Annotated in this window: 12 protein-coding genes; 4 read left to right on the top strand and 8 right to left on the bottom strand. The window is 51.1% G+C overall.

Going from position 1 to position 12,763, the window contains the following annotated elements:
* Positions 1 to 69 precede the first annotated feature (69 nt).
* On the top strand, positions 70 to 237 hold the full coding sequence (gene rmf / locus ABD035_RS17485) for a ribosome modulation factor (RefSeq protein WP_212713822.1): 168 nt from the start codon (positions 70 to 72) through the stop codon (positions 235 to 237).
* 781 nt (positions 238 to 1,018) lie between these two features.
* Here the strand turns inward: rmf and fabA are convergent.
* Together fabA and ABD035_RS17475 are read right to left on the bottom strand one after the other, a co-directional pair.
* Positions 1,019 to 1,537 carry a bifunctional 3-hydroxydecanoyl-ACP dehydratase/trans-2-decenoyl-ACP isomerase gene (fabA, locus tag ABD035_RS17480; protein WP_025902821.1) on the bottom strand — a complete coding sequence of 173 codons (519 nt, stop codon included), beginning with the start codon at positions 1,535 to 1,537 and terminating at the stop codon, positions 1,019 to 1,021.
* A 69-nt stretch (positions 1,538 to 1,606) separates the two neighbouring features.
* Positions 1,607 to 3,355: an AAA family ATPase gene (locus ABD035_RS17475; RefSeq protein ID WP_343871369.1), complete on the bottom strand. Its 1,749-nt coding sequence runs from the start codon at positions 3,353 to 3,355 to the stop codon at positions 1,607 to 1,609.
* A 170-nt stretch (positions 3,356 to 3,525) separates the two neighbouring features.
* Here ABD035_RS17475 and matP point away from each other — a divergent pair, with 170 nt between their 5' ends.
* Complete coding sequence (gene matP / locus ABD035_RS17470; RefSeq protein ID WP_212713820.1) at positions 3,526 to 3,987, top strand: macrodomain Ter protein MatP; 462 nt, start codon at positions 3,526 to 3,528, stop codon at positions 3,985 to 3,987.
* Positions 3,988 to 4,077: 90 nt separating this feature from the next.
* On the opposite strand, the gene ompA is transcribed toward matP, so the two are convergent.
* Positions 4,078 to 5,133, bottom strand: a complete 1,056-nt coding sequence (ompA, locus tag ABD035_RS17465; protein ID WP_343871367.1) for a porin OmpA — start codon at positions 5,131 to 5,133, stop codon at positions 4,078 to 4,080.
* A 347-nt stretch (positions 5,134 to 5,480) separates the two neighbouring features.
* Positions 5,481 to 5,972: an SOS-induced cell division inhibitor SulA gene (gene sulA / locus ABD035_RS17460; RefSeq protein WP_212712181.1), complete on the bottom strand. Its 492-nt coding sequence runs from the start codon at positions 5,970 to 5,972 to the stop codon at positions 5,481 to 5,483.
* A 218-nt stretch (positions 5,973 to 6,190) separates the two neighbouring features.
* Between sulA and ABD035_RS17455 the strand changes: the two genes are divergently transcribed.
* Positions 6,191 to 6,829: a TfoX/Sxy family DNA transformation protein gene (locus ABD035_RS17455; protein WP_343871365.1), complete on the top strand. Its 639-nt coding sequence runs from the start codon at positions 6,191 to 6,193 to the stop codon at positions 6,827 to 6,829.
* Here ABD035_RS17455 and yccS read toward each other — a convergent pair.
* Positions 6,826 to 8,970: a YccS family putative transporter gene (yccS, locus tag ABD035_RS17450; protein ID WP_212712183.1), complete on the bottom strand. Its 2,145-nt coding sequence runs from the start codon at positions 8,968 to 8,970 to the stop codon at positions 6,826 to 6,828. The two genes, ABD035_RS17455 and yccS, sit on opposite strands and share 4 nt — an antisense overlap.
* A 14-nt stretch (positions 8,971 to 8,984) precedes the next feature.
* On the bottom strand, positions 8,985 to 9,428 hold the full coding sequence (locus ABD035_RS17445; protein WP_212712184.1) for a YccF domain-containing protein: 444 nt from the start codon (positions 9,426 to 9,428) through the stop codon (positions 8,985 to 8,987).
* 123 nt (positions 9,429 to 9,551) lie between these two features.
* On the opposite strand from ABD035_RS17445, the gene helD reads away from it, so the two are divergent.
* Complete coding sequence (helD, locus tag ABD035_RS17440; RefSeq protein ID WP_343871364.1) at positions 9,552 to 11,606, top strand: DNA helicase IV; 2,055 nt, start codon at positions 9,552 to 9,554, stop codon at positions 11,604 to 11,606.
* Between the two features lie 4 nt (positions 11,607 to 11,610).
* Here helD and ABD035_RS17435 read toward each other — a convergent pair whose 3' ends face one another.
* A complete protein-coding gene (locus ABD035_RS17435) occupies positions 11,611 to 12,090 on the bottom strand; it encodes a methylglyoxal synthase (protein WP_212712186.1) in 480 nt (159 codons plus the stop codon).
* A gap of 67 nt (positions 12,091 to 12,157) precedes the next feature.
* A complete protein-coding gene (locus ABD035_RS17430; RefSeq protein WP_343871363.1) occupies positions 12,158 to 12,739 on the bottom strand; it encodes a YccT family protein in 582 nt (193 codons plus the stop codon).
* Positions 12,740 to 12,763 lie beyond the last annotated feature (24 nt).

Here is a 12,763-nt window from a genome sequence, read left to right as displayed (position 1 = left end):
GGTTGCACATTAATTGACCACAATTCTTTCTATCCCGTCCCACCTTAATCGAAATGAGGGAAAGCAGGTATGAAGAGACAAAAAAGAGACCGCTTAGATCGTGCACATTCACGCGGCTATCAGGCCGGGATTACCGGACGTCCAAAGGAGAACTGTCCTTACCAGACGACCGATACGCGCTCCCATTGGCTCGGAGGATGGCGGCTAGCCATGTCCGAACGCTCAGTATTTGCTTAACCCTGAGGACCTGAGAAAACCAGGGCTTCTGCATGCTGGCCGGAGCCCTGGTGAAAACAATCATACCCGTAGTATTCCCCATGCCCCCTGGTAACACCTTCTTTTAATACCCGATAAACATGACACTCTGATGACAGCGTATTCCGGAACTCAGCAGATGATTGTCTGCCTTACGTCACTTTACTGAGAGTGGTCCGCTGCAGGACCTTGCAGCCAGAAGGACGAACATGGCCCTGAAGAGACAGAAAATGTCCCTCAGGCTGATAGCGGTCACTTTAAGTGAACGGCATTGTTTTGAAGAGGATATTCTGGTTTTCAGGCCCTGACTTACTCTTCTCACTTTCGTTCCCTTTCCCTGCTCAGGAGTACCCGTCCATAAGCGCTGGCGAGGAGGCTGAGCGTGTCATCAAGACGCTGTACCTTGTTAATGATATTGATGATCATCGTCGACGGATAATGGCCGGGTTAAATCAGGGAGAAGGCTGCCATGCCGGTGACCAGCCATACCATGGACTCAAGAGGTCATTTCCGTGTGTGGAGCGTGGTAGTATCGGTAAAAGGAAGTGCCAGCGGAATCAGCTCAGCAGGGAGAAGATTTGCAAGAAGCTGTACTTCATCAGAAGCGGTGAGATGGATTCATGCCCGGTGAGGGTGAAAGTTCCATTTAAAAAGGGTCCATGTTGAACATGAACCCTTTTTACATCATACACTGGATCGATCAGGTTATCTTAAACGATCGGCATTAGCCCTCAGGCCCCTTTATTCTGATAAAGCGGGTTTATCAGAATGCGCCGGTATCTTTGAACAGGCCGACTTTCAGATCGCTGGCAGTATAGATGAGTTTGCCATCGACAAAAACTTCACCATCTGCAACGCCCATCACCAGCTTACGGTTGATAACGCGCTTGAAATGAATTTTATAGGTCACTTTCTTCGCGGTAGGTAATACCTGACCCGTGAATTTAACTTCACCGACACCCAGAGCGCGGCCTTTACCTTCGGCACCCAGCCAGCCCAGATAAAATCCGACTAACTGCCACATGGCATCCAGTCCCAGGCAGCCTGGCATCACAGGGTCATTGACAAAATGGCAGGCAAAGAACCATAAGTCCGGAGTAATATCTAACTCAGCTTCAACGAAACCTTTGTCGTAATTACCGCCTGTTTCAGACATTTTGATGACCCGATCCATCATCAGCATATTACCGGCAGGTAATGGAGGACCATTCTCGCCAAATAACTCACCGCGTCCGGAGGCAGCAAGATCTTCTTTAGTATAGGATTCGCGTTTTTCTACCATGTCAGTTTTCTAACCTTAAATTTATGAATGACGGAGAATAGCGTACAGCTGTACGCTGAGCAAGTCCGATTAGTTCTGGTTGAACCAGTTCAGCCAGCGAAATAAGCCGCTGCGTGGTCGTGGTTCGGGCAGGGTCGCCCGGGCAATCCGCTCCTGAACGAGAGATAACAGATCATCTGTTTCTTCTTCCGTGCGCCACTCTTTGCCGGTCAGGATAGCCACCGCATCATCCGCACGGTCAATCGCCCACAGATGAAACTGACCTGCTTTAACGGCATCAACAACGTCCTGGCTCAGTGAAAGATGACGGACATTACTTTGCGGAATGATCACCCCTTGTTCACCGGTCAGTTCACGTTGTGCACAGACAGCAAAGAATCCTTCAATCTTCTCGTTCAGACCGCCCACCGGTTGAACATTACCGAACTGGTCAACCGACCCCGTCACCGCGATGGATTGTGAAATCGGTTGCCGGGATAAGGCACTGATGAGGGCACAAAGTTCCGCCAGTGAAGCACTATCGCCATCCACCTCAGAATAAGATTGTTCAAATACCATCGACGCGCTGAAGGGGAGTTGCTGTTCGAGCTCCAGTTCTGCAATCAGATAGGCCTGGATTATCATCATCCCTTTCGCATGCAGATTGCCCCCCAGCTCCGCTTTACGCTCAATGTCCATAACTTCACCATCACCATAGTGCACGACACAGGTAATACGTGAAGGTTCACCCCAGGGGCGGGGGTGCCCCGGGAAGTCCAGCACAGACAGGCCATTGACCTGACCGATGACTTCGCCACTGGTCTCAATCAGAATCTGTTGCTCACCGATTTCTTCCAGCATTCTTTCCGGCAGGTAGCTTTCGCGCCACAGACTTTCTTCCTGAGCTCCTTGCAGGCTCTGTGCTGTTATTTCGCCGCCATAAGTGAAGGCAGCAGTTAACTGCCGGCTTATCCAGCGCGGACAAAGGGGTAATAATGTCTGGTCACCGGTATAGCGACAACCTTCCCCGATAAGTAATGGCCAGGCATCGTCGGACAGCGCAGGAAGCCCTTCACGTAATGCCACCTCTCTGACACCTTCACACCAGAGAGCCATATCCTGATCGTCATTGATGCGCCACTGCCCCTCAAATTCCGTGTAAAGCGCATCTTCCAGAAATTCCGGCTCCTCGTCGCCGAAATCAGCCAGCGCATCCCGGTCACCGCAGAGGATCAGTTTTACCTTCAGAGGTATTGCCGGCAGTGAGACGGGCAACGGATATTTATCATCCGGGGAAAGCCACTCGAAGTATCCCCGGGAGATAAATTTTTTCAGTCGCAACCACATCAGTGGCTGTGCAATTAAGGTACGCACGGAAAGGATCAACGCACCACCATTGGCTTCATGCAGTAAACCGGGTTCCGGAGTCCAGTGACCGTGCGTGCCGCGGACGACACCAAACAATTGGGCACTTTCAATCCACTCCGCGTAATGCACCCCGGGCTGCTGTCTGAAGGTGGCAGTATCGGGGGGGGCCGGGGTAAGGGTATACTGGCCTGCCGTCTGAGAACGATAATTCCATCCCCGTGCTTCCTGAGCAGATTCATCAACCGACAGATAGGCCTGCGCAATAGAGGACAGGTAATCACTATTTTCCTGACTGCGGATTATCAGTACCGGTGAACGTGGTTTGCATGCCAGATAAGCCAGCGCATTCATTAATCGCGGCTGAAGGGATGACAGGATATCACCTTCATCCGGGACAGACTGTGTGAAGGCAGACTGATAACGGGAAGTATCTGGCTGCAAGGCTTGCCAGGGGAGTTGAGTTCTGATCAAAGTTATCGCATTTATCCGGAGTTAATAAACCATCGATTATACAGAAAATAAGGGGATGAAACAGTGCGGCATACAGCGACCGGCTCCGGTGACCCGCATAATTAATCCTTACTACAGCAACCCGAAAAACTGTTATTCTTAATCGGTGACCTGAAGATGATGAGATCCCGATGAAATATCTGCAACTTGAAAATCTGGAGTCCGGCTGGAAATGGGCCTACCTGGTGAAAAAGCATCGGGAAGGGGAAGCCATCACCCGGTATCCGGAGCACAGTGCGGCACAGGAGGCCGTGCGGTGGCTTATCTCTTTTGAACATCAGCCGGAAGATATTAACCAGTGGATTGACCAGCATATGAATCCCGGGTTAGTGAACCGGATGAAACAGACTATCCGTGCACGGCGTAAGCGCCATTTCAATGCAGAACATCAGCATACCCGTAAAAAGTCGATAGACCTTGAATATCTGGTCTGGCAACGTCTGGCAGGACTGGCCCGGCGCCGTCACAGTACGTTATCTGAAACCATCGTTCAGTTAATTGAAGATGCCGAGCGTAAGGAAAAATACGCCAGTCAGATGTCATCGCTGAAACATGACCTGGAGTCTATTCTGGGGCAGCCTGAGAAAAAATAACCGCAGTTCGCGCAGTGATATCGCGCGGGGGCAAAAGCAGAAGGGCAAAAAAAACCCCGCATTCGCGGGGTTTTTTATTACGTGGTTAACTTAGCCCTGAGGCTGAGTAACAACGTCTTTGATACCTTTAACTTCGATCTCTACGCGACGATCCGGACCCAGACACTGGATCAGTGCTGCGCGGCCTTTCACGTTGTCACAGGTGTTGCCGGTAACAGGATCAGCTTTACCCATGCCCTGTGCAGAGATTTTGTTTGAAGGAATACCTTTAGACACCAGGTAGTTCACAACAGACTGTGCACGTTGCTGAGACAGTTTCAGGTTGTATTTAGCAGAACCGATACGGTCAGTGAAGCCCAGAACAACGACAGAGCCGTCTTTAGGATCCAGTGAGCTCAGCTGAGTGTACAGCTGATCCAGCGCTTGCTGGCCGCTTGCTTTCAGAGTGGATTTGTTGAAGTTGAACAGCACGTCTGATTTCAGAGTGAAGTGCTTGGTTTCAACAACCGGAGCCGGAGCTGGTGCCGGAGCTGGTGCCGGAGCAGCAACATCATCCTGACCGAAACGGTAAGCAACACCTACGCTCAGAGTGGCGTTATCAGGACGCGCACCCACGGTACCTGCATCACCGATGTTGTTAACCCACTGGTAATCCAGACGGGTTGCCCAGTTTTTGGTCAGAGCATATTCAACACCAACGGCTGCCAGTGGAGAAACACCGGTATCGTGGTCGGAGTTACCGTTGACGAAATCTTTGCTATCTGCACGCCATACCATGCCGCCCAGACGGGTGTACACGTCCAGATCGTCGGTCAGTGGGTAGCTCAGTTTAGCAGCCAGCTGTACGCCCTGCGCTTTGAAAGCACCGTGGTTAGAACCATTGTAAGGCATACGACCTAACCAGTCATAACCACCCTCGAAGCCCAGGTATTGGTTAACCTGGTAACCTGCATAGGCGCCTGCGCCCAGCTGGTTTTCATGCGGGTCGTTAGAGACGTGGTAGTTGTTACCGTAGAAACCGGTGTCGTGGTACTGGGACCAACCCAGTTTAGCACCAGTGTACCAGGTGTTATCTTTTGGTGCGGCCTGCGCTACGGTAGCGAAACCTGCCAGTGCCACTGCAATTGCGATAGCTGTCTTTTTCATTTTGCGCCTCGTTATCATCCAAAATAGGCAATGAGCAAAAATGTTGCTCTTGGTTGTAATCCTTCGCCGGGTTATTTCGCTCGATTTGTACTCTGCCAAAAAAGGAGATTATTGAGCACCCTGGCGACGTAAAGTCTACAACGAGATTAGAAAGTTACAAGTAAGATATGATGTTGTACAGTAAAAAAACAGTAATTTGAACACATTTACTTACAATTGAAACTGAACTCCCGGTCCGGATGACAACTGAAATCTAAGGTAACCCATTGCTGGCTCTGGAATGGTGAGTCACCTGGCTTATGTAATAATCTGCCGCTTATTTTTTATGAGAATAATCTTAAATAAGATTAATGTAGTAAGGGCGAATGAATTTTCAATCGATTTTCCTGTCTGCCGGGAGAATCAAAGGTATTTTCTTCACGCATGATCAATCCCAGAGTATGACCCTCTATTGCCGCCTGCTCGAGTTCCTGTCGTTCAGCGTCGCTTAAACCTTCCGGAAGCCAGGCGATCACCACACTGAAATTCCCCGAACGTAGCGCTTTAATCATGGCATTGACGCTGCTGATACGTTCAGTCGAAGCGACCTGCATACTTTTTTCCAGCGGTAACCCGGCTTGCTGAAGCCAGTGACGGCTCAGTTTATGTGCGGGGGTTAACCATAACTGCCAGCGTGACTGCTCACCCAGTTGTTTGAGTAACGGAAACAGCAGCATATTCAGCAGGGCAGGGTTTTGTCCCTGATAACTTAATTCACTGATACAACCGCGGGTATACGAAGTCTGTGCCGGGTGATGATGCACCTTAAAGGTTTTCGCTGTCAGTCGCTGAGTATGCATAATTTTAACCATCCGCAATTAACTGTATAGATATACAGTATTACGACCATGCATAAAGATCAACCATTTTTCTGAAAACAGATCGCAGAAACTAAAACTGGCCCGTCAGAGCGGCATTTATTCATTGAACTGGTAATCGGTTTTGTTTAACTTCTAACATGTTGATAAATATTATTTTATTAACAGCTATGCTATTGCCGGAACAAGGGAGGTTAACGATGAAAACATCAGGCCAATGCATTGAAGAATCAAAGAAACAGCTGTCAGCGCTCGGTAAAATCGAGTCCCGCACACAGTTCGGTGGATACTCGTTATCGGTGGAGAAGGTGGTTTTTGCTCTGGTCAGTGAAGGGGATCTTTATCTCCGTGCCAGTGAAAAAATGCAAAGTTATCTGCAGCACAGACGACTGCAGCCCTTTATCTTTCACAAGCGGGGGCAATGTGTCAGCCTGAATTACTATAAGGTTGATCCCCTGCTATGGCAGCAATCAGAGGCTTTACTGGAGTTATCACACAGCTCCCTGAAGGAAGCCAGAGCTCTCAGAGAGTCACAGCTTAGCCGGCAGCGGTTGAAAGATCTGCCTAACCTGAGTGCACGGCTGGAAATTCTGTTGAAGGAGGCGGGGATTACTTCGGTCAGTCACCTGCGTGCGACAGGGGCCAGACAGAGCTGGACGTTGCTCAGAAAAAAGAATAAATATCTGGGATTAAAAACACTGTATGCGCTGCAGGGGGCCATCTTCGGACAGCACCAGGAGGTGCTGTCCGCCGGGGTAAAAGAAGAGCTGAAGCACTGGTATCTGCAGTTTGAGCAGACTACCGCCCGTTCAGCCTGTAAGCGCAATAATGACCTCTAAAGGCGGCTTATCTCTTCTCTGACAGAGACCAGCTCCGGAAGGAGTGTCAGTACCAGGCCCATCTGCTGAAGAATGACGGGTTCTCTGCTGTCAGAACTGGCTTCAATACTCTTAATTTCTGCAATGAGTGCATGCAGTGTGTCCAGCGTATTCTGCATGTTTGCAGAATCACTCTGCAAAGTATCCCGGGTCAGTCTGACAGCATCATCCATCAGGTGTAAAAAATCACTTTGTTCTGTTTTCTCCCTGTGTGCACCTAATGCAGACAGGTAGCTTAGCAGGCTGTGATTGAGACAAGAGATGCGAAAGCCAGGGTCTTTCCCCGGGTCAGGGCTGACCGTCGGGTCATTCATGCCGGAAATCACCAGAGCTAACTCCGCATCGGCGTTGTGTGCCTCCCGGCGCGCTATCCGGTATGACATACTGTTGTCCTTACCCTGATGGTACTGGTCGGCAATTGCTGACAGATAGCGGGCATTGGCCGCCATCGCTTTATCTGCCACTGCCGGTAATTGACGATAGCGCCAGTCCGGAAATATCCAGGCCACGGCCATCCAGGCCAGGGCGCAGCCAAGCAGAGTATCAACGATCCTCGGCAGGGCAACATCAAACCCTTCGCCCAGCAGGTTGAAGCTCAGTAACGCCAGCAAGGTGATAAACAGGGTAGCCTGTGCATATTGTACCTGACGGAAAACAAAAAACAGCACCCCGGATACCACGATCAGGATCAGTACCCCGGGAATCGAAGGGACCAGCCAGAGGACCGGCAGACCGATGATGATCCCGGCCAGCGTCCCCATGATACGCAGGGCAAGCCGTTTTTTGGTGGCATTATAGTTCGGCTGACAAACAAACAGGCTGGTCAGTAATATCCAGTATCCCCGTTCCAGTCCGGCCAGCTGAATAAGGGCATAGCCCACGCAGAGAACCACTGATACTCTGACCGCATGCCGGAACAGCGACGATTTCGGGCTTAAATGACGGCTGAACCTGACACGGATATCCTGCCAGCCGGTCAGCCCTTCCTGAGACAGGTGGGTGTCGCTATTCAGCCACTGGTTATTCAGGACCTGTTCCGACGCGATGGAAAGCAACTGATCATCTATCGCTTTAAGATTACGGAGTAACCATTGCAGAGCACGGGTATTGGGGTCCTGCGGATACTGGGCCTTAAGACGGTTCAGTGCCTGTTCCAGATGGAAAAAAGTCCGTTCGAAGCGGTGTTCATGCTGGTACGGTTTTTTCAGGGTCACTGAATGTGCAATCTGCCGGCAGGCGTTAGCCTGCATATGCAATAGTCGCTGGAAGCGAAATAAGATTTCGCTGTACCGCCATTCATTACGCAGCTGGTGATACTGAACGTGGGATGAATTTGCACGTTCATGAATTTCCTGGGCAGCAAAATAATAGAGCAGAGAACGGCGGCTATTACGTGCCGCGCGTTCGCCATTCAGACGGCTTTGTATGGCGGTTTTGGTGATATTAAACTGTGATACCAGCTGGCTGTTCGCCAGTGCGGCATCGATCAATGACGGTTCGTCACTGTCGCCGGTATCGGGGTCGAACAGATTAGCCTTGGTATCAAGATAGCCGGCCAGCTGAGTGTAAGTGGCTGCGAGTTGCTGCTGCACAGGCTGTACCGGAAACAACAGGTGCATGATCAGCGTCAGAACATTGTACCAGAGTGCACCTGCCAGCAATAATACCGGCTGAATATACCAGTCGGAGAACAGATGGATCCCCAGCATGGTATAGATAGCAATCAACAGCGCGCCGAAGGAGATGGTGGCATAGCGTTGCCCCAGGGCACCCAGCAGGGTGAATACCCAGCTGGAGAGTGCAAGGCCAATCATAAACAGTGGCGGATAAGGGAACAGAATTTCGACCGAGACCGTCGCGATACAAAAGCAAACCAGCGTGATCAGCATATTACGCAGACGGCCGGTCAGCCGGTCATCAATGTCTGCCAGTGCAGCGGCGACGACCCCCAGAATTAACGGAATGGTCCAGGTGATATTTTGTAATGACCAGGAAAGGATCACGCAACCGGTCATCGCAAGAAATATCCTCGCCGGATCCCGCCATAATTTATTCATTAAAAATGTGTGCCAGCTGTTCAGCAGGTCAGATCCGAAATTCATTATTACCGTTATCCTCAGCGACCGGCACGGACCGCGTTTTCACGCGCAAATTTCGCTTCCTCGACAGAAACGACTCTGCGACCAACAGGCCATAAAGCAATGGCTGCAATTTTAAAATTCGCAATGCCGACAGGGATCCCGATAATGGTCACACACTGGAGGATACCGGCAGAAATATGGGCCAGGCAAAGCCACCAGCCGAAAAAGATAAACCAGAAAACGTTCAGTAACGTACCGCCAGTATTACGCAGGTGATTTCTGTTCTCCGGGCGGAGTGTATCCACATGAACGGCTTCATTACCGAAAGGTAGCAGGGATAAGCGGGTAATTTCCCAGCAGGAGCGGGTCAGGGGCAGCGTAAAAATTAAGACAATGGTAACCAGAGTGGCAAATAACCAGGCCAGGGTGGTCGCAAATCCCCCCAGAACGAAATTCAGGATATTCAGTACGGCTCTCATTAAATATATCTCCGTGAGTCTTCATGGCACAGTTACAGAATTGTAACCTGTTTTTTGTCTGGAGCACTAAAGGTCTCGCAGTTAAACTGCTTAAAAGCAATAACTCAGATAATGGCGTGATGCATGGAACTTAAAGCAACCTCAATGGGTAAACGGCTGGCTCAGCATCCTTACAATCGGGTGCGTCTGCTACCGGCAGGAGTGGAAGTCAGCGGCGATCGTCATGAATATATCATCCCTTTTAACCAGTTACTGGGTATTCAGTGTAAACGAGGGATGGTATGGGGAGAACTCGAATTTCAGCTTCCGGATGACCAGGTGGTACGACTGCACGGGACTGAATGGCAGGAAACCCAGCAGTTTTACCAGCATCTTGCCAATGCCTGGCAGCAATGGAGCGAAGAGATGGCCAGGGTCTGCTGCCAGGTATTGAGTACACTGCACCAGGAATTACTCAGCTTGCTGCAACGGGATAGCTGGCTGACCCGTGCGGATATCTCCGGCGTACGTGAAAAAATAGAAGGCCGGTTCGCGGCCTTACCTCTGCCGGCCCAACGGATTGCGGAATTTGAATCCTGTCGTCCGCACTGGTCCTTTTGTCAGAACTGGCTGACTTCTGCAGAGCAGCAGCGTACCGTGCGTAACCGGCAATGGACGGAGCAGATACTCGAACGTTATCAGGATTTTTTTGCGACCGTGGAATCCAGTCCGCTGAATCCGTCCCAATGCCGTGCCGTCATCAATGGTGAAGATCAGGTACTGGTCCTCGCCGGGGCAGGGAGCGGTAAAACATCGGTGCTTGCCGCCCGCGCCGCCTGGTTATTACGCCGTAAATACGCCACCGCCGAACAGGTATTGCTGCTCTCCTTTGGGCGGGAGGCCGCAAAGGAGATGGATCAGCGTGTACAGAAATGTACCGGTGAAACCGGGATGACGGCCAGGACGTTCCACGCACTGGCCCTGCATATTATTCAACAGAGCAGTAATAAGCCGCCAAAAATCAGTGCTCTGGAGAGTGACGCCGCGTTACGTCGTCAGTTACTGACAGACACCTGGCAGCAGCAATGCTCACAGAAAAAATCGTTTGCGAATGGCTGGCGACAGTGGATTGAAGACGAACTGGGCTGGGAATGTGCTGACACAGAGTTCTGGAACGATAAACGATTAGTTAACCGTCTGGCGGGGCGTCTGGAACACTGGGTGTCGCTGGTAAGAACCCACGGGGGTTCCCAGTCCGTAATGACGGAGGAAGCCCCGGAGGCTATCCGCACGCTGTTCGGTAAACGGCTCAGGCTGCTGGCCCCCTTGCTGAAAGCATGGAAACAACATCTTAAAGAGGAAGATGCGGTCGATTTTTCCGGACTGATCCGCCAGGCCATCGCCTTGCTGGAAAAAGGCCGATTTATCAGCCCGTGGAAATATATCCTGGTGGACGAGTTTCAGGATATCTCGGTCCAGCGCGCCGGCCTGCTTCATGCACTCAGAAAACAAAATAAGCGCACCGGATTGTTTGTGGTCGGGGATGACTGGCAGGCTATTTATCGCTTTGCCGGGGCGGAGATCGACCTGACAACCCGTTTTCATGGCATCTTTGGTGACGGGGATGTCTGTGTGCTGGATCAGACCTATCGTTTCAGTCAGCGCATCGGGGATGTGGCGAATCGTTTTGTACAGCAGAATCCTGCACAGCTGAAAAAGACACTGAATAGTCAGGATAAGGGCAACAAAAAGTCGATTGCATTGCTGCCGGAAGAACAACTGGAAGCGCTGGTGAATAAAATGAGCGGCTATGCGGAACAGGATGAAAGCATCCTGATCCTCGGCCGTTATCACTATCTCCGTCCGGCGCTGCTGGATATTGCCTCAACCCGGTGGCCCCGGCTGAACTTATCATTTATGACATTCCATGCCAGCAAGGGTAAGGAAGCCGACTATGTGATAGTCACCGGACTAAGCGACGGCAGTGACGGCTTTCCGGCCCGTACCCCGGAATCGGTGATAGAGCAGGGGCTGTTACCGGAAACGGAAAGCTTTCCGGATGCGGAGGAACGAAGGCTCGCCTATGTCGCAATGACCCGGGCGAGAAAGCAGCTCTGGTTATTGTATGACAAAGCGGCGCCTTCAGATTTCGTGGAAGAACTGGCAAAACTCGGGGTTCCGCGGGTGAGGAAACCCTGAGCGATTACTGATCTTTCAACAGCGGTTCCTGAAGCCGTTCGGCCATATAACGCGGGTAATCAGGGATCGCAATCTCCACATTCTGAGTATAAAGCGGCGAGTGAATAATAAAATCGGCGGTAGAACGGTTAGTCGCGACCGGGATATTCCAGACGGTCGCCAGCCGTAACAGTGCTTTGACATCCGGATCATGGGGAACTGCGTTCAGCGGATCCCAGAAGAAAATCAGCATATCCACTTTTCCTTCTGCGATCATTGCTCCGACCTGCTGATCGCCGCCTAACGGACCGCTTAACAGCGGATTTACCTGCAGGCCGCAGTGGGCATTAATCAGGTTGCCGGTGGTCCCTGTAGCATACAGGCTGTGCAGGGCAAGTGACTGCTGGTTCGCTTTTACCCACTCCAGCAACGATAATTTGCAGTTATCATGAGCCACCAGGGCGATATGTTTTTTCTGCGCTAATGTCCTGACCGTCTGTTCCATCCCCGACCCTCATTATTCAAAACATATATTCAGTGTCAGGCAGTGTAGCGCGGTGGCTGACCGGGCTTCAACTGGTTCGGAATTCACGTAACCAGAGCAGGATAGCCTGCACGGAACCGCGGGCAGACGGTGCAGCTGCTGCGGGGACTGAACCGGCAGATACTTTTTCTGCCTCTGTACCGGCTTCCCGGGGCGGAAGACTGAACTTTGCCACCGAGGCTTTTCTGTTTTGCCGGTTATAACGGATAACCGCGCGCACATAATCTTCATCCTGTATTTCGGACAAATGATCCTGAATGGCTGTGATATCCAGGCCGTTTTCATCCACTAACCGTAATTGCAGATTTTTTGACGCACTGCGTTCAGCTAACACAGAGGCAGAGGGTAATACCATACTGACAATATGACTTTCTGCCGTGAAGGTCAGAATAAATACCGGGGAGTGCGGGGCGGAGACCAGCGTAAAAAGTATCTGATGCTGGCCCTGTTCAAGCTCAATGCTTTCCGCCCCTTTCAGCAGGCTACCCGGCAGTTTATTGCCGTCGAGCACCAGTAAGTTGATCTCCGGATTTATCCTGAAGCTGACAGCCATTGCGGCAGAGGTATACAGACCAAGCAGCAGGCAGAAAACTGCAGCTACACACTTCATTTTGGCTCCGGGTCGGCTAAGTAA

The organism is Tatumella terrea, assembly GCF_039523755.1.
GTDB lineage: Bacteria > Pseudomonadota > Gammaproteobacteria > Enterobacterales > Enterobacteriaceae > Tatumella > Tatumella terrea.
This window is presented reverse-complemented; position numbering and strand designations above follow the sequence as displayed.